Raw genomic sequence first — 18,328 nt, forward strand, 5'->3', positions numbered from 1 at the left:
ACAGTTTGTGACGAAATTGTGTACACTGAAATTGACATAAAGTTGTCACAAAGAGGAAAAATAAATGTTCACGAACAGAGGGGTGCTTTTATGTTTGGTTTAAACATTTTATTAGTTGCTTTCGCATGTGTTACGATCCCACTTGTTGTTGCTTCAGTGATGTTAGACATTTTTTATGCAGAAAAGAAACAAGTTCGTTTTTCATTACGCCGTACATCTATGTGGTATTCCTGTATGTTTGCTTTATCATTTATACCGTCAGTCTTATACATGACACTAAAATAGATATATCTTTAATTTGAATAATCATTTAGGGGTAATTGATTATTTAAAATTATAGTAGCAGCTACAATATTGCGTTGTAGCTGTTTTTAATTTCTCTGAAGAGAATTGCGGATGAGCCGAGAAAATTATGTAATATTGTTCATTTTATTGTAATAGTAAAATGGTAAATATTATGTGGTTTTTCAACTGGTAACATTGACTACTTTTACCCATTGTGTTAATTTGAGGAGGAAAAAGATGGGCAAATCTACTGAAAGGTAGAGACGCAAAGCTACAGATCTAAGGTAATAAATACTATGATGGCTGAGCTGCAAAGGAGTACTAGTTAAGTACATATATTGCTAGTCATATTCTTTGATGCCTGTTTCTTTTGAAATAGGTTCTTTTTTTTGCCAAAAATACGATAAAGGAGGAAGTAATAATCATGAAGTTGTTTAAAAATGTTTCATTAAAAAACAAACTTTTACTAACGGTTTCTATTATTGTTTTGCTTCTAATTGCTATTATTACTACGCAAAGTATTAGAGAATTAAACAATCGAATGTCTGTTGATTTAGAACAAGAGTTGAAAAGTGTTGGTTTATTGACAGCTATGAATCTTGATAGTAATGAGGTTAAAGATTTATTGACTGAAAAGGGAGAGACTAATGCTGAATTTAAGAAAATTCAAAAGCAACTCGATAAGATCCAAGAAGAACAAGGTATTATGAGTTGGAGCTATATTTGGGATGTGAAGGACGCAGGTGGCGTTAACCCGATTGGCTATACATCTAATTTGAATGATGTCTATGAAGCGGGTGAAATCTTTACTGATTTAGCAGATGAACATGTAAAAACAGCTAAATTGGCAATTAAAAATAATAGCACTGCTGTAACTGATATTTTCGAAGATCCTTATGGTTCATGGCGAACTGTGTTTACCCCTATTAAAGATGACAATGGCAAGCTAATTGCGTTATTAGGCATTGATTATTCTGCGGACTACATAAATACCATCATTAAAACAAGTGTCATAAAACAAATTGTTATAGCTGTTATTGGAATTTTACTTCTATTAGTTTTACTCTACATAATTATTGATCGTCTATTAAAACCACTTAAGAAAGTAGTGAACGCTGCAAATCAAGTAGCGAATGGGGAATTAGTAAATGTAGATTTAGAAATAACGAAGGACGAAATCGGAAATTTATCTAAATCTATTAATACGATGGTTTCGAATTTACAACATATCATTTTAAATATTAGAAATACATCTGACAACGTTTCTTCTGCTGCTAATCAGCTAACTGTTAATGCAGCAGAAACATATAACAGCTCAACAACTATTGCTCAAGACATGGGACAAATCACGCAAAACGCTGAGGCTTCAATGGTAATGACTGAGGAAACAGCTGCTGCTATGGAAGAAACAGCGACAGGAATCCAGCAAATTGCTGACTCTGCTAATACGGCCGCTGAATCATCTATTTCTGCTTCGCAAGCTTCAGAACGTGGAAATCATGTTGTTCAGCAAGTCATTGCACAAATGGAGTTGATTAATTATTCTGTTGAACAAATCGGTACAACAATAAACGGATTACATATCAATACGAAAAAAATTAGCGATATCGTAAATCTTATTACAGCCATAGCAGATCAAACAAATCTACTAGCATTGAATGCGGCAATCGAAGCTGCTAGAGCTGGAGAGCATGGGAAAGGCTTCGCGGTTGTCGCTGATGAGGTTAGACGATTAGCGGAACAATCATCTCAATCTGCAACGGAAATATACAATTTAATTAGTACTATTCAAGCTGATTCTAACGCCTCTATCACGGTTATGGAAAAAGGGAAAGAAGATGTAAAGGCTGGTATGGAGTTTACAAACGAAGTAGGAGAAATCTTTAAAGAAATTCTCACTTCATCAGAAGAAGTTGCAAGTCAGATACGTGAAATTTCAGCTGCATCTCAACAAATTTCAGCTTCTTCGGAGGAAGTAGCAGCATCTGTTAATAATATTAAGCAATCTGCGGGGCAGTCATCTGAATTCTCAGCGAATGTGTCAAATGCAACGCAAGAGCAATTGACGACCATGCAAGAGGTGAAAGAGGCATCTTCTTCATTAGGAAAAACAGCAGAAGAATTACAGGTACTTGTAGCAAAATTCAAATTGGAGAACGGTCAATAATGGAAATTAATTTTAAAGGAAAAAATGTACTAATTACGGGTTCAAGTAAAGGAATCGGCAAAGCCATTGCTTTAGGCTTTGCCGAGCAAGGAGCCAATGTATGTATCAATTATATTGGTGATGATAACGAGGCAGAAGAGGCTCGTGCACAAGCAGAAAAGTTTGGTGTACAGGCTATAAAATTTAATGCAGATGTATCGAATTCACAGCAAGTTCAAGCTATGTATCAATATTTGGACAAACAGTTAGGCGCTATCGATATTCTTGTCAATAACGCTGGTTTCGCACAGGCTTCAAGTATTACGGATTTAACAGATGAGCAGTGGGATAAAATGATTAAAGTTCATCTATATGGTTGCTTCTACAATTGTCGAGAAGCAGCAAAAAGAATGAAAGAACGAAACAACGGAAAAATTATTAATATTTCTTCTGATATTGGTAGTTTAGGTTGTGAGGAATTTACGCATTATTCTGCTGCAAAGGGTGGCATTAATGCATTTACGAAGGCTTTGGCACGAGAGTTAGCACCTTCGATACTAGTCAATGCAGTAGCTCCTAGTGGTACATTTACAGACATCCTAAAGGAATTCGGAGAGAATTATGTAGAGGAAGAGTCTGCTAAATATCCGTTAAAACGATTAGCTCAACCAGAGGAAATCGCAAAGACTGTGTTATTTTTAGCTTCAGAAAATGCGAATTTCTATACAGGTCAAGTGTTAACGCCTAATGGCGGAGTCGTTATGAACGGTTAATGTGAAAAACTAAGGAGCAATACAATGTTAAATATAATCATCTTTAGCTTATACTTAATTTTTATTTATTACATTGGATATAAAGGATACAAACGAGTTAATACTGCAGAGGATTTAATTGTTGCTGGGTGGAGCATGCCTTTATCTGTTGTCACAGGAAGTCTAGTGGCGGCCTTATTAGCAGCCCCATTCTTCTTTGCAGCAGTAGGCTCTGGCTACACAAGTGGCGGCTTTGAAGGTTCAGCGACAATGGGCGGTTTAGGGACTTGTATGATTCTTGGAGCACTCATTTGGACGAAGCCTTTACGTAGATTAAAAGGCTGGACATTAGCAGACTACTATGGATTAAGATATGGCAGTAAAAAGCTAGGTGCTTATACAGGCGTCGTCATGGCAATTGCCTTTGGTGTCTTTAATGCCGCTGCGTTAACAGTTGGTGGCACGTATATTATTCAGCAGCTGTTGCAAATTGATTTCATTCCAGCAGCATTACTTTTTGTATCATTAACTGCCTTATATTCTGTAATTGGGGGCCTATGGGCTGTAGCCTATACGGAAATTGTTCAGGGGGCACTGGCAGTAGCAGGTATAGTAGGGATCACAATTTTTATCTTATTCTATTACCCTGATGTAACATTTAACCCGGAGTGGTGGAATATTAGTGAACTCTTCAATAAGGCTGGAGCAGAGTTTTGGACGCTATATCTTGTGTTAGCACTTGGTGATATTCCGGCAGTGGACTTAGGACAAAGGGTAGCCGCGGCGAAAAGTCCAAAAGTAGCACAGCGCAGTATGATTATAGCTGGAACTATTATTATCGCGATCAGCTGGATTCCGGGTATGTTAGGAGAAGCGTTCAAAACGATTTATCCTAATAGTACAAACCCAGAGACGTTAATGCTTGCCTTTGCTCAAGGATATTTCCCTCCATTATTAGCAGCCATCTTTTTAACAGCAATGGCAGCGATGGGGATGTCTACTGTAGCCGCGTGTTATGTTGCGACTTCAGGAATTATCACAAAAAACATTTATTTAGACTTTATTAATCGTAACCCAGATCCTAAAAAACTATTAAGATTTTCAAGACTTATTATTATTTTAAGCGCTTTGCTAGGCTTAGTTTTAGCGGTCAGCTTCCAGAAAGTAATTGATTTAGCATATTTGGCATGGGATATTGTCTTCGTGACGATTTTCTGGCCAATCGTTTTAGGACCGTTTTGGAAGCGGGTAAGTACACCTGCAGTTTGGGCTAGTATAACTGTCGGGTTAGTTTATTACACTATTACATCTTTAACACATGTGCCTAGTCTTACAATCCAATCAAAAGGATTTTTAGGTTTGTTAAATGAGCTGTGGCAAGCACCTGTTTTCTCAGGCGTTGTGATCACAGGTATTACAATTGTTATTGTAAGTTTGCTTATTCCACCTTCGCAACATGTTCTTGAGATGCATAAGATTGAAAAAGATAAGACTTTAGATGATGTTGGTGGTAAAGAGGAATTAATGGATCATTCAAATTGATGATTATTTATAAATGAAAATTCGGGAACATGAGGGCATTGATTTTTAATGCCCTTGTGTTTTTTTATGCATAAAAAAACACTTGAAAATGGCAATTTTAGCTTGTTTTAGCAAAAAAATAAAGTACTTTGGAAATAGAGACATTTTACCAGGATAATGTTGTAAAATTTATTATTACCAAAATTTAAAAGTAAGTATTCGCATAGAAAATAAAGGAGTTCGACGATGAATCTGGAAAGGGCTTTGCCGTAGTAGCTGAAGAAGTTAGAAAGCTCGCGGAGCAATCAGAAAAATCGGCGAATAGTATATCAAATTTGATTTCCAAAATAAATGAGGATACGAGCTTAACGGTGCAAACGATGAATGTTGTAACAGGAAATGTAGAAGATGGTTTACAAGCTGTTGAAGAAGCTGGAAAATCATTTGAAAGTATTCTCCAATCTATTCAGGGCGTAGTATCTCATACCAAACAAGTTTCTGTAACCTCAGAAGAAATGTCTGCATTTTCTGAGGAGATTACAGCAGGCGTTATGGAAACAACGATGCTAGCTAATAAGGCTGCAAAGGCAACAGAAAGTGTTGTAGAGCGTACGATGGAGCAAGAAAGCTACAATCAAGATATCCTCCATTCTATTTTAAAACTGAACAAAATGGCAGAAGAACTGGAAAAATCCGTTTCAAAGTTTGATGTAGACGCTAAAAACACAGATATTTCCCACAGAAATTAAGAATGAAAAGATAATCGTTAGAATAAAATTTCTATTAACATGGATGAAATAAACCTATCGATTATCTTTTTGAGGGTGGGATATGGATGAAAACCTTTTTTCTTGTATTTCTAGGAATGATCTATTTATTACTAGCAAAGTTAGTCGAAACGGCTATCTTTAGCAACGTCTATTTTTTAATTGGTTTAGGAGTATTAATAGCAGGAATTATTCGATATGTTAAAGAACGATATATCTATAACAATAGATTAAATGAAATGAAAGAGGCAAGTGAGGAGGAGCTTATGGCTATCCCTCATACGCATTGCATTATCTCAAATGATTGTTTAAACGCTTTATTACTAAACGAACCTACAAATACACTTTTTCTCGTAAGTAGAGAAGATTTAGAAGAAGATTTGATTAAAAAAGAAATCTCATTCAATAAAATATATGAAGTTGCTATAGTAGAGGACGAAATGTATATTGCTAGGACTAGCAATAGTTTAATAAGTGGTTCATTACTTGGTGAAGATCTGGATATAGAAGAAGAGGAATCCGATGAAGAGGACCCTGAGGATAACACTGTGACTCAATTGACGTTGAAGATTGTAGCTGATAACTTATCTGATCCTATTCTAGAATATGTTTTTCTAGATAACGGTGAGCCTATTTCAAGAGAAGAGGATGAGTATCAAGAAGCGTTAGAGTTATGTGAGGAATGGTTTCAGAAGATCAGTGTTATTATCAAACGCTATGAGCTTGAAAGGGTACCAATTAGACAGTGGCAATAAACATAGTAAAGAAAGCTATCTCGAACGTAATGTCGAGATAGCTTTTTAGCTTTTAGGATAATCTAGAATGATGATCAGGTATCATCTTAAAGTGATTGGGTGAGCGAGAGAAGTGATCAGGTATCGTCTCAAAGTGCTCGGGTGAGCGAAAGAATTGATCAGGTATCACTCCAAAGTGCTCGGGGTACCAAAGAAATCTCCGTTAGAGACCCAAAACGTTCACGTTCTCCAAATTAAAGGGTATTATGAATCCGTACTTTAAATTTTAAATTGCTGTAATTGAATATTTAGCTCTTCAGCCATACTAGCGAGATGATTTGCACCCCTTGAAATTTCTTCCATAGTAGCAGCTGTTTCCTCTACAGTTGCTGTTGTTTGTTCTACACCAGCTGCAGACTCTTGAGAAATAGAAGCCATTTCATCGATGGAGACATTGATGGATTCGGAATTTTGAGCAACTTTATTTAAATTGCCTGAAATGGTATTTATGTTAAGAATCATGTCCTCAACGGCTTCCGAAATTTGTTCAAATGTTTCATTTGTTTGATCTAGTTGTATAGTTCCTCTTTTTACTTCCTCATAGCCAGATTGTAGAGCGGTTGTTACATTACCAGTTTCACCTTGTATACGGTTGACGATTGTAGAAATATCAGTGACAGAGAACTGTACTTGTTCTGCAAGCTTTCGAACTTCATCGGCTACAACTGCAAAACCTTTACCGTGCTCACCTGCCCGAGCTGCTTCGATGGCTGCGTTTAAGGCCAGTAAATTTGTTTGATTTGAAATATCGTCTATGACTGAAACAAGTTTGGAAATTTCAGCAGACTGTGCATTTAAGCCTTCCACTTTTTTCACTGAATCTAAAACAATTTCATTAATGGTTGCCATTTGTTGTGTTGATTGTGCCATTAAGCCTTTACCTGTAGTCGTTAGTTCTTGTACAAGATTTGAATGCGCTGTTAATTCAATGCCTTCCTGTGTTGTTTCGTGAATACTTCGTTGGAAAGAAGTCATTGTTTCGGCTAAATCACCTGCTGTAGATGCTTGTGTTTCAGTGCCAGAGGCTAGCTCCTGCATAGTTACGGTAATTTGTTCTGTACCTGATTGTACTTCATTAGAAGATTGGGCCAGCTCTTCGCTACTAGCTGCTACTGTTTCGGAAACAGCATGAATTGAGCTTATCATTTGCTTTAATTTTTCACTCATATTATTTGCGGAAAGCTTTAATTGACCAACCTCATCACGGTGAATTATTGGAAGTGGTTCATGTTGCAAGTTACCATCCGCTAATTCGCTCATACGCTTTGAGACAATCGTAATAGGTTTTGAAATTTTGTTAGACGTGACTATAGCAATAATAATTCCTGCAATTGCTAATCCAATACTAAAAATAAGTCCAAGCGTTTTATTGTGTTGGCTTGTAGATACTACTGTATCTCCTATTTTAATAATTTCATCTGCGCGTTTATTTGCTAAATTTTCATAACCAGTACGAACTTCCGTTACCACATTATTCATAGCCATTAAATTTTTTAATGCTAATTCTTTATCGCCTTTTTTATAGACATCGAATACCTCGGTATTGACACGATTGCTCCACTCGGTTCCCTTTGCTGCTAGCTTTTCACGCTTAGGATTTTTTTCGTGTTTATTCAAGAGGTCAATGCTTTCCTCAGCAATTTGACGATATTTATTAAATGTTTCTATGTATTTTTCATTTCCTGTCGTTACATAGATTAAAGCTGCATTGAGACGAACACTCATAGACATTGCTAATTTTTCACTTGCATTTAAGTCAACTAAATCTAAATTCACTAAACTTTCAGCTTGTTTTTCCATCTTATTATTGGAAATGTAAGTATAGGCATTAAAACAAGCAACTAGTACTAATAAAAGAAGAAATGCACTTAATATTCGGGCTTTAAGTGTTTTAAATTGAAAAATTCCGTTCATCTTTTTCCATCCTTTGCTAATTTGATTACTATAAATTGCTATAGTGCAATTATTATTCAATACCTTAATTTAAATATAAATAAACCTCTTTTAGTGAAAAAATAATAATATTTTTTAGTACAATAACAAATGGTTATTATATTATAGGTAGTTAAATGTATATGTCTAAATAGAAATTCTAATTTTTAAAAAAGACTTTATGTATTTATACCTAACTTAATGAAAGAGTACTTGTTGTAAAATTAATTCCCATAAAGTTTGTGTTACATAAAAACTTTTCTGTCATTAAACGGCATAAGGGTAATGTAAGGGTAATGTGGCTGAACGAGAATGGGAAGCGAAACCAATCTTTAGAAGCTATGTTTATTTCTTGGACGAGTTTAAAGGTGGCTTATTCACTTATGGTATTGTAGACGCTCAAGGCAAAGATACAGAGCTGGGAAAATCAGTACGGAAGATTGCAACAATCTAGTCAAAAAGATTGAAGGGGAGAAACGTACGGATCAGAGGTAGAAAGTTTCTGGTAGATTAGCGACGACAATATTTTTGAAATTACCGATATATAGAAAAAGAAGGATGGATAAAGTCAATTTTATCTATCCTTCTTTTTTGTGTGTAACATTTAATTACTGTTTTGCTTTGCTTTTTTAGCTAGTCGTTCCCATTGTAGTAGTGATGGATATGGATCAAATGCCCATTCTGTACGTCCATTGAACTTATAAATGCCATAGTGAAGATGGGGCGGGAATTTTCCGGACGTTCCTTCTTTACCGTAGCCAGAACTACCAACATAACCGAGAACAGTTCCAGGCTCGACAAAGTCGCCTACTTTAATCTTCTTATTATAACTACCGAGATGGGCATAATAATGATATGAGTTATGATTATCACGAATTCCTATGCGCCAACCACCAAATTGGTTCCATCCTTTTATTTCCACTACCCCATAAGAGGTAGAAAGTACGGGAGTACCATAGCTAGCGAAAATATCTGTTCCTTCATGAATACGGCGTCCACCCCAGCCCCTATTGTCTCCCCATGTACTCCGATAACTGTAATCGTAATTAGTGGGGATTGGGAATGTGTGGGCATCGAGCTCAGTTGTTTTGAAATGACTATACATTTTGGAAATGGCGAAGATTTGATTTACGGCTTGTTCACTTCCGTAATATTCCCATAAAGCTAATTTAAAGTCCTCATCAGTTGTTCCAAATTTACTTAAAAATGTAGCCATGGAGAAAATTATATCGGTATCATCCTTTGGGCTGGCAACTCCGTCACTATTGCCATCTAGGCCCATCCCTCCAAAGAAACTAATTGTTTCTGGGCGAGTATCATCTCGTACAGGATTTAAAGCACCTGACCAATATTCATCAGAAAATTGAATGGCAATGATACCATCCCGTTTCGGAATATCTTTGCGAACGGATTGTAAATTTCGTTCATATTGGTCAATGGCTGCTAAGAAATGCCATGGGATAAGTAATTCATCAAATTGTACGTAATAGGCCATACGTTGTTGCACAATTTCTTCTTGGGAGGGTTCTTCTTTTGCTAAAGCAACAGAGGGGAGAGTAAAACTCCATAATAACATCCATGATAAAAGGGATATAAAATGGCGATTCAATAGTGGACCTCCTTTCTAACGTTAGAATAACCGAATTTTTTATCTTCATTCAGCACTTTTTGTGGGAAAATGAAGCGGTAGAAATGAGCAATTTTTTGTGATAAAAACGGGCACATAGCGTAGGTTGATTTCCGTTCCGACTGGGCGCTTTCCTGGGGGCGTCCGATGAGCCGCTTCACTCGCGTTGCTCGCTCCAGGGTCTCGGGCCAACAGGATGTTGGTCACGAAGGCGTTATCACAGGACGTGATGGTTTTAGCCTTCGTTCCTCTAATCGCTAATCCCCAAGGAGTCGCCCAGTCTCCACTTCAATCAACTTAATCTCAAGTAGTATCTTTTAACAAATGTCACCCTAACTTTGGTGATGAAACAATAAAACGTCAGGTGAAACGAGTAAGTTTAAAACATTCTTTTTGTTTGACTTTGAATTCCTTTATTCTGTAGGAAAAAAATTATAGGCAATAAGAAGAAACTTCAACAAAGAAAAAGTATTGGGTATCATAATGCCATTTCCTTCATACTATGTTATAAATCAAGCCCTGAATGGAGGGAAGGCTATCAACATTTTAGATAAAGTGAAAAGCTATCGCGAAGAAGAAAATCGGCTAAAGTGGGAAGGTACATTTGCAGATTACTTAAACATCATCAAGGAAAGACCTGAAGTTGCTCAAACAGCCCATTCACGCGTCTACAATATGGTAAAAAATGCTGGTGTAGAGGAACGCGATGGGCAAAAAATGTATGAATTTTTTGGGCAAGAAATTTTTGGGCTTGAAACAGCAATTGAAAGACTGGTGGAGGAATATTTCCATCCAGCAGCGCGAAGATTGGATGTTAGAAAACGTATTTTGTTATTAATGGGACCAGTAAGTGGTGGTAAATCAACGATAGTGACCTTGTTGAAACGTGGACTCGAACAATTTTCGAGAACAGATGAGGGTGCAGTTTTCGCAATTAAGGGATGTCCAATGCATGAGGATCCTCTACATTTAATTCCACATCATTTGCGTAATGAATTTTTTGAGGAGTATGGTATACGAATTGAAGGAAGCTTATCGCCTTTAAATACGATGCGTCTTGAAAAGGAGTACGATGGACGTATTGAAAATGTAATGATTGAACGTATTACTTTTTCTGAAGACAAACGTGTGGGCATAGGAACATTTACGCCATCAGATCCAAAATCACAGGATATTGCAGATTTAACAGGTAGTATTGATTTCTCAACAATCGGAGAATTTGGTTCAGAATCTGACCCCCGTGCTTATCGCTTTGACGGGGAGTTAAATAAGGCAAACAGAGGTATGATGGAGTTCCAAGAAATGTTAAAGCTCGATGAAAAATTCTTGTGGAATTTATTATCTTTAACACAGGAAGGTAATTTTAAAGCAGGTCGATTTGCATTAATTAGTGCAGATGAATTAATTGTTGCGCATACAAACGAAACGGAGTATCGTTCATTTATTTCAAATAAAAAGAATGAGGCGTTACATTCACGTATTATTGTCATGCCGATTCCGTATAACTTAAAAGTTAGTCAGGAAGAATTGATTTACGAAAAAATGATTAAAGAAAGCGATATGTCACATGTTCATATTGCGCCGCATGCATTGAAGGCCGCAGCAATCTTTTCGGTTCTAACAAGACTAGAAGTACCGAAAAAACAAGGTGTGGATCTCATAAAAAAAATGCGACTGTACGACGGAGAAAATGTGGAGGGATTTAATTCCGTTGACTTAGAGGAGCTTAAAAAAGAGTTTCCGAACGAAGGCATGAACGGTATAGATCCACGGTATATTATTAATCGTATTTCTTCTGCAATTATTCGAAAAGAGGTACCATCTATTAATGCGTTAGATGTTCTGCGTGCACTTAAGGATGGGCTTGACCAGCATGCTTCCATTTCTCAGGAAGATCGAGAAAAATATATGAACTATATTGCAGTTGCTCGAAGAGAGTATGATGAAATTGCCAAAAATGAAGTGCAAAAAGCATTTGTTTATTCGTATGAAGAGTCTGCAAAAACATTGATGAATAATTACCTCGATAATGTAGAGGCGTTTTGTAATAAAAATAAAATTTTCGATCCATTGACTGGTGAGGAAATGAATCCTGATGAAAAATTAATGCGCTCTATTGAAGAACAAATAGGTATTTCGGAAAATGCGAAAAAGGCATTCCGTGAGGAGATATTAATTCGTATTTCTGCTTATGCTCGAAAAGGTAAGCGTTTTGACTATAATTCTCATGAAAGATTACGAGAAGCAATACAGAAGAAACTATTTGCGGATCTTAAGGATGTCGTGAAAATTACAACATCTTCAAAAATGCCGGATGAATCACAGCTGAAGAAGATTAATGAGGTTGTAGCAAGACTTGTTGATGAGCATGGCTATAATACAACGTCTGCTAATGAATTATTGCAGTATGTAGGTAGTCTGTTAAATCGTTAGTGGCTTTAACCTATTCAGTGGAAACTATAAGACTATTGATAGGAATGAATAGGAGTGTCCCATTTTAGGGCACTCCTTTTATCTTCATATAAGTTCAAGAAAGCGAATGACTAGCATAGTATAGAAAAAGCGAATTTGATAGATGGGTGAGGATAAAAATGACTGAAAACGAAAATAAACGTTTTGCCATTTCTCAGGAAAATTGGTCCCTCCATCGTAAAGGGCACCAGGACCAGCAACGGCATATGGAAAAAGTAAAAGATGCGATTAAGAATAATTTACCGGATTTAGTTAGTGAAGAAAGCATTGTCATGTCCAATGGTCGCGAGGTAATTAAAATACCTATACGTTCACTTGATGAATATAAAATTCGATATAACTATGATAACTCCAAACATGTTGGGCAAGGTCAAGGAGACAGTAATGTAGGTGATGTGGTTGCGCGTGATCCCAGCAGAGGCAATCAGGCTAATGGTAAAGGAAAAGAAGCTGGTGACAAGCCAGGTCAGGATTATTATGAAGCTGAAGTAAGCATTGAAGAGGTTCAAAATGTGTTATTTAACGAGCTTGAGCTACCAAACCTACAGCAGAAAGAAAAAGCGGATATTAAGACGGAAAAAATTGAGTTTAACGATATTCGGAAAAAAGGTTTAATGGGAAATGTCGATAAAAAGCGCACAATCCTTAATGCGCTAAAGCGTAATGCTATGCAAGGAAAAGCAGAAATTACGCCGATTCATAATGATGATCTGCGTTTTAAAACGTGGGACGAAGTGGAAAAACCTGAATCGAAGGCAGTGGTCCTTGCTATGATGGATACAAGTGGCTCGATGGGCTCCTTCGAAAAATATTGCGCAAGAAGTTTCTTCTTTTGGATGACAAAATTTTTGCGCTCCAAGTATGAGACAGTGGAAATTGAATTTATTGCGCATCATACCGAGGCAAAAGTAGTGACAGAAGAGGAGTTTTTTACGAAGGGAGAAAGCGGTGGAACGATTTGTTCATCTGCCTATATAAAAGCATTGGAACTAATTCGGGAAAAGTATAATCCTGCTCGCTATAATATTTATCCAGTACATTTTTCAGATGGTGAAAATATATCGATGGATAATGAAAAGTGCTTGAAGCTAGTGGGAGAGTTAATGGATGTATCGAGCATGTTTGGATATGGTGAAGTCAATCAGCATAACCGCTTCTCTACACTTATGTACACTTACAAAAAAATAGATGACCCTAAATTTAGATATCATATTTTGAGAAAAAAAGGCGATGTGTACGATGCCTTAAAGAGCTTTTTCAAAAAAAATGAATCTTAAATCATGTTCAAAGGAGGGGGCAGAAAAGTGGAGATGAACGAACTTGAACGAGCAATTGATGAAATTACAGAAATTGCCTCAAGCTTTGGCTTAGATTTCTTTCCAATGCGCTATGAAATTTGTCCGGCAGATATTATTTATACATTTGGCGCATATGGTATGCCTACTCGATTTTCACATTGGAGCTTCGGTAAACAATTCCACAAAATGAAGCTTCAATATGATTTAGGGCTAAGTCAAATCTATGAGCTAGTGATTAACTCAAACCCATGTTATGCATTTTTACTAGATAACAATACGTTAACACAAAATAAATTGATTATTGCGCATGTATTGGCACACTGCGATTTCTTTAAAAATAATGTACGCTTCTCCAATACTAGAAGAGATATGGTGGAGAGTATGACTGCAACAGCTGAACGGATAGCTGGCTATGAAAGAGAATATGGAAAGGAAGAGGTCGAACAGTTTTTAGATGCGGTTTTAGCGATTCAGGAGCATATCGATCCTTCCCTTTTACGACCAAAATTGTCTTGGAATACGGAGGATGAACTTGAGGAGGAAATTCATCAAGCAAAATCACCGTATGATGATCTCTGGCGTTTAGACGATAAGGAAAAAGAGTATAGATCGGTAAGGCGAAAAATAAAGCACTTCCCACCAAAGCCAGAAAAAGATTTATTGCTATTTTTAGAGGAGCATAGTCGGGAGCTCGAGGACTGGCAGCGAGATATATTAACGATGATGCGTGAGGAAATGCTTTATTTTTGGCCACAATTAGAGACAAAAATAATGAATGAGGGCTGGGCTTCCTTTTGGCATCAACGCATCATGCGTGAGCTTAAGTTAACAACAGCGGAAACGATTGAATATGCGAAATTAAATGCAGGTGTTGTGCAGCCTTCAAAAACATCCATTAATCCTTATTACCTTGGTGTGAAAATTTTCGAGGATATTGAGAACCGCTATAATCATCCAACGGAAGAGATGAGAAAGCTAGATGTTCAGCCAAACTCAGGTCGAGAGAAAATGTTTGAGGTTAGAGAGATAGAGTCGGATATATCCTTTATCCGTAACTATTTGACGAAGGATTTAGCAAGACGTGAAGATCTTTATTTGTTCCAGAAAAAGGGCAGTGAATACCGTATTACAGATAAGGAGCATGAAATGGTTCGAGATCAGCTCGTATCGATGCGTGTAAACGGGGGATTCCCATATATCGTCGTTAAAAACGGAGATTACCTTCGTAACGGAGAGCTCTATTTAGTACATGGCTACGAGGGAATGGAGCTCGATCCACACTACTTAGAAAACGTTTTGCCATATATTTATCAGCTATGGGGTCGTCCTGTACATCTAGAAACAAATGTGGATGGAAAGCCAATGCTTTATTCATATGATGGTACAAAAAATTATAAACGCAATGTGTGAGACATGGTTCCTTGGTGGATAATCAAAACAAAAACTTCTATCTGTTGGTATGAAATACCCCTACAGATAGAAGTTTTTGCAGTTCAGAAAATAAAGGTTCATCGCCATGATTTCCGTTCCGACTGGGCGCTTTGTTGCTGCCGCTTCGCTTTCGCACAGATAAAACAATTGTAGCTGACGCTTCGCTTTCGCTACAGAAAACATTTGTTGCTGCCGCTTCGCTTTCGCACAGAGCAAAGCTTCATGGGGATGTTCGATGATCCCAATAAACTTTATTCGTTGTTATTTTCCTCTAACAATGGAGAGGACTCATTTTCATCTTCACTACTTTCACTATGATTCGAAGATGAATGGATATCGCTGTCGATAACTCTACTGTCTCTTACTTTTATGCCTTGTTGTCCGCCAGCTTCATCATTATCGTCACCAGCAATACCGCTTCTACCGTTTCCATCAGCGAATTGGGAGTTTATATTTCTAGTACTGCCGTTTATGGCATTTTGACCGCCTTGGTTGGCATTAGTACCTACATCCTTATTGATTTGTCCTCCACCTTCAGCCCTTTGTTCAAAATGGATTTCTTTATTGCCAATATTAATAGTAAGATGGATGGTAATATGTTTTTTTGATGGATCCTTTGAATGTTCATTATCAGGCATAATTTTCACCTCCTTCATTTTAGCATTACTATTAAGTTATTAATTTTTCTCTAGCTTACTTGTTCGTGTAGCCCTAATATGTATAAATAATGTGAGGGGATGGAGACTGAAAAACTGTTCCTTATCGTAAAATTTGATAAAATGAATAGGATTTGAATATAAGAAGAACTGGAACGGTGAATCAACGTTGAGAACATTTAAAAAGGTTTATATAGAAATAACGAGTGTCTGTAATTTAGCATGTAGCTTTTGTCCGCCAACTGCTCGTGCAAAGGGACTTATTAAAGTAGAACAATTTAATAAAATATTGGATGAAATACGTCCTCATACGAAATATATTTATTTGCATGTAAAAGGAGAGCCGCTTTTACACCCACGTATTGATCAGCTACTTGATGCAGCACATGAGAAAGGTTTTAAAGTTAACATTACAACGAACGGTACGCTAATTAAAAAGAATCACGAAAAGATACTAGGGAAACCAGCCTTACGCCAAATCAATTTTTCTTTGCATAGTTTCGACGGCCATGAGGGATCGGAAAATCGTGAGAAATATTTAGGGGATATATTAGATTTTGTGCGTGCTTCGAGAGACTATAATACGATTATTTCATATCGTTTATGGAATTTACAAAAGGATAGTGTAACGGATCTTGCGGCACGAAGAAATCGTGAAACGCTTGAAATTCTAGAAAATGAATATAATCTTGATTATCGCATCGAAGAAAAAGTGCAGCCCGGTAAAGGTGTAAAAATTGCTAATAATATTTATTTAAATCAAGATCATGAATTCAAGTGGCCAAGCTTACTGGAACCGGAGGATGAAGGCAAAGGCTTTTGCCATGCCCTACGAAGCCAAGCCGCTATTTTAGTGGATGGTACAGTAGTGCCTTGCTGTCTTGATGGTGAGGGCGTTATTAATTTGGGGAATGTGAATGAGAAATCCTTTACAGACATTGTTGAAGGAGAACGTGCAAATAATATTATCGACGGATTTTCACGTAGAGAAGCAGTAGAAGAGCTATGCAGAAAATGTGGCTATCGTCAAAAGTTTGGAATGTAATAGAAAGATCCATTTGGTTGTAGACTAAATGGATTTTTTATATGGTTAAAACAATGGCATGCCACCAGGATAGAACAGGTTCATCATCAAAAATTTTGGATGACATTTGATAAAATAATTTGTAGTTAGCCGTCAAACAGCTCCAACGTCATTGACTATTGGAGCTGTTTTTCTTTGATTGTGAATCAATAGTATCTAAAAAATCCTTCGTAATACGTACTACGTATTTCACTTCGTCTAAATTGCGCTCCCTTAATACTGAACGATGTATATCAAGCACAAGGTTCTTTTCTTCAATATCAGTAACACCAGATAATTTTTGAAAATTAAAAAGCTCCTCAGGTGCAATATCTAATGCTTTCATCAGTGTTTCTAAAGTGCTTAATGTAATATTAGATTGCCCGTGTTCAATGTTTGAGATTCGTCCTTTACTAAAACCTAGTTTCCCCGTTTTTTCTGCTACTTCTTCCTGACTAAGCCCCTTGGAAACCCTAATAATACGGAGTTGTTCGCCTACTAGCTTTAAAAAGTCTGACATATGATTCACCTCTATGTAAAAAGCTAGTGAAAAACATTAAAAATGCCTATACCATTATAGTGGTATAATAGAGTTAATGTTACATTAAAATGGTACAATGATTGGTAGTAAGTTTTTATTGAGAAAAAAGACTTATGAAAAATAGTGTTGATGATTCCAGTAGCTTGTTTTAGGGTATAACTAATTAAGTTGAGGATTGGAGGATTCAGGCATGGTAAAGCGTTATCGATTAGATGAAGTTGCTAAAATAGAAGAGGGGAAAATAGTACCGAAGAAAAAGTATTTTACAAACGTCGGAGTACCCCTAATTACAGCAGAAAATTTAAAAAAGTTAATGCTAAATGGTGATATTGAACAATTACCAAAAGTTAATAATACATTTAAAAAACATTTTAAGTGTGCACCAGTACCAGCTAAAACCATCATTCTTACTAAAGCTAATTTGAAGGAAACAAATAAATATATTTATCAATGCGAAACTGAAACATATATTGCAAATGATATCGTCGCTATTATTCCAAATGAAACAATTATTTTAAGTGATTATTTATTACACTTTCTTAGATGGTATCAAATTAATAAAGAATGGCATCATTTGTACCATATATCAATTGATATTCCGATGATAGATAACCAACACAGAAAGGTGCAAATTTTAAATAAGATTCATCTTTTATTAAAAAATAAAGAGTCTTTGATGATAGCAGTAGAGGGGCTACCACAGCATTTTAACAATTTTTCAATGCAAATAGAAAATCACTCACAAAATTTACAACATGGGTTTAATCGGGCTCAGCATATTTACAATATAATGCTACATAAAATTTTTAAGGGTGAGCTTAAATAAAGTAAAAAGGTTCTTCATCCGCACTGGAATCGGATAAAATGAATTTAGTCGGTGTAAAGGCAAAAACCCCTTACACCGACTTTTATCAATTATGCCTCGGCATAATTGCGTCCGGAATCGGCTTTGTGCTTGCACAAAGAACTCCTTTCCGATTCCGTGACATCCGCCGGAGGCTTTAACTTCTTTCAGCGGATGTTGGGACATCTGCTGAAAGAAG

General features: G+C 36.6%; 16 protein-coding genes and 1 riboswitch. Of the genes, 12 read left to right on the forward strand and 4 right to left on the reverse strand.

The window, feature by feature from the left end:
* The first annotated feature begins 90 nt into the window (after window positions 1-90).
* The 6 genes from ACMZ42_RS17955 to ACMZ42_RS17980 all read left to right on the forward strand — a co-directional run bounded on the left by ACMZ42_RS17955 (window position 91) and on the right by ACMZ42_RS17980 (window position 6,226).
* Entirely contained in the window at window positions 91-285 is a 195-nt protein-coding gene (locus ACMZ42_RS17955; protein WP_142510112.1) for a hypothetical protein, read from the forward strand.
* 230 nt (window positions 286-515) lie between these two features.
* A riboswitch (cyclic di-GMP riboswitch) is annotated at window positions 516-601 on the forward strand.
* Between the two features lie 108 nt (window positions 602-709).
* The gene (locus ACMZ42_RS17960) at window positions 710-2,452 is read left to right on the forward strand and encodes a methyl-accepting chemotaxis protein (RefSeq protein WP_415732266.1); all 1,743 of its coding nucleotides are present in this window, start codon (window positions 710-712) and stop codon (window positions 2,450-2,452) included.
* The gene (locus tag ACMZ42_RS17965; RefSeq protein WP_415732267.1) at window positions 2,452-3,204 is read left to right on the forward strand and encodes an SDR family NAD(P)-dependent oxidoreductase; all 753 of its coding nucleotides are present in this window, start codon (window positions 2,452-2,454) and stop codon (window positions 3,202-3,204) included. The genes ACMZ42_RS17960 and ACMZ42_RS17965 overlap by 1 nt, the downstream gene beginning before the upstream one ends.
* Window positions 3,205-3,228: 24 nt before the next feature.
* Complete coding sequence (locus ACMZ42_RS17970) at window positions 3,229-4,725, forward strand: sodium:solute symporter family protein (protein ID WP_415732268.1); 1,497 nt, start codon at window positions 3,229-3,231, stop codon at window positions 4,723-4,725.
* Window positions 4,726-4,934: 209 nt separating this feature from the next.
* Window positions 4,935-5,453: a methyl-accepting chemotaxis protein gene (locus ACMZ42_RS17975; protein WP_415732305.1), complete on the forward strand. Its 519-nt coding sequence runs from the start codon at window positions 4,935-4,937 to the stop codon at window positions 5,451-5,453.
* A gap of 86 nt (window positions 5,454-5,539) precedes the next feature.
* A complete protein-coding gene (locus tag ACMZ42_RS17980; RefSeq protein WP_402871379.1) occupies window positions 5,540-6,226 on the forward strand; it encodes a hypothetical protein in 687 nt (228 codons plus the stop codon).
* Between the two features lie 258 nt (window positions 6,227-6,484).
* On the opposite strand, the gene ACMZ42_RS17985 is transcribed toward ACMZ42_RS17980, so the two are convergent.
* Entirely contained in the window at window positions 6,485-8,179 is a 1,695-nt protein-coding gene (locus tag ACMZ42_RS17985; protein WP_415732269.1) for a methyl-accepting chemotaxis protein, read from the reverse strand.
* Between the two features lie 316 nt (window positions 8,180-8,495).
* On the opposite strand from ACMZ42_RS17985, the gene ACMZ42_RS17990 reads away from it, so the two are divergent.
* Window positions 8,496-8,651: a hypothetical protein gene (locus ACMZ42_RS17990; RefSeq protein ID WP_415732270.1), complete on the forward strand. Its 156-nt coding sequence runs from the start codon at window positions 8,496-8,498 to the stop codon at window positions 8,649-8,651.
* Window positions 8,652-8,801: 150 nt separating this feature from the next.
* Here the strand turns inward: ACMZ42_RS17990 and ACMZ42_RS17995 are convergent, their stop codons facing one another.
* On the reverse strand, window positions 8,802-9,806 hold the full coding sequence (locus ACMZ42_RS17995) for a M23 family metallopeptidase (RefSeq protein WP_415732271.1): 1,005 nt from the start codon (window positions 9,804-9,806) through the stop codon (window positions 8,802-8,804).
* A gap of 555 nt (window positions 9,807-10,361) precedes the next feature.
* Between ACMZ42_RS17995 and ACMZ42_RS18000 the strand changes: the two genes are divergently transcribed.
* The 3 genes from ACMZ42_RS18000 (at window position 10,362) to ACMZ42_RS18010 (ending at window position 15,004) form a co-directional block, all read left to right on the forward strand.
* On the forward strand, window positions 10,362-12,257 hold the full coding sequence (locus ACMZ42_RS18000; RefSeq protein ID WP_415732306.1) for a PrkA family serine protein kinase: 1,896 nt from the start codon (window positions 10,362-10,364) through the stop codon (window positions 12,255-12,257).
* A 158-nt stretch (window positions 12,258-12,415) separates the two neighbouring features.
* A complete protein-coding gene (gene yhbH, locus ACMZ42_RS18005) occupies window positions 12,416-13,573 on the forward strand; it encodes a sporulation protein YhbH (RefSeq protein WP_415732272.1) in 1,158 nt (385 codons plus the stop codon).
* 33 nt (window positions 13,574-13,606) lie between these two features.
* On the forward strand, window positions 13,607-15,004 hold the full coding sequence (locus tag ACMZ42_RS18010) for a SpoVR family protein (protein WP_370079371.1): 1,398 nt from the start codon (window positions 13,607-13,609) through the stop codon (window positions 15,002-15,004).
* A gap of 272 nt (window positions 15,005-15,276) precedes the next feature.
* Here ACMZ42_RS18010 and ACMZ42_RS18015 read toward each other — a convergent pair whose 3' ends face one another.
* On the reverse strand, window positions 15,277-15,663 hold the full coding sequence (locus tag ACMZ42_RS18015; protein WP_415732273.1) for a hypothetical protein: 387 nt from the start codon (window positions 15,661-15,663) through the stop codon (window positions 15,277-15,279).
* A 187-nt stretch (window positions 15,664-15,850) separates the two neighbouring features.
* Here ACMZ42_RS18015 and ACMZ42_RS18020 point away from each other — a divergent pair, with 187 nt between their 5' ends.
* Window positions 15,851-16,726, forward strand: a complete 876-nt coding sequence (locus ACMZ42_RS18020; protein WP_415732274.1) for a radical SAM/SPASM domain-containing protein — start codon at window positions 15,851-15,853, stop codon at window positions 16,724-16,726.
* Between the two features lie 148 nt (window positions 16,727-16,874).
* On the opposite strand, the gene ACMZ42_RS18025 is transcribed toward ACMZ42_RS18020, so the two are convergent.
* Window positions 16,875-17,264 carry a helix-turn-helix domain-containing protein gene (locus ACMZ42_RS18025; protein ID WP_142510121.1) on the reverse strand — a complete coding sequence of 130 codons (390 nt, stop codon included), beginning with the start codon at window positions 17,262-17,264 and terminating at the stop codon, window positions 16,875-16,877.
* Window positions 17,265-17,475: 211 nt separating this feature from the next.
* Here ACMZ42_RS18025 and ACMZ42_RS18030 point away from each other — a divergent pair, with 211 nt between their 5' ends.
* Window positions 17,476-18,111, forward strand: a complete 636-nt coding sequence (locus ACMZ42_RS18030) for a restriction endonuclease subunit S (RefSeq protein ID WP_415732275.1) — start codon at window positions 17,476-17,478, stop codon at window positions 18,109-18,111.
* Window positions 18,112-18,328: the final 217 nt, after the last annotated feature.

This window comes from Lysinibacillus sp. NPDC056185, from assembly GCF_047737915.1.
Classification (GTDB): domain Bacteria; phylum Bacillota; class Bacilli; order Bacillales_A; family Planococcaceae; genus Lysinibacillus.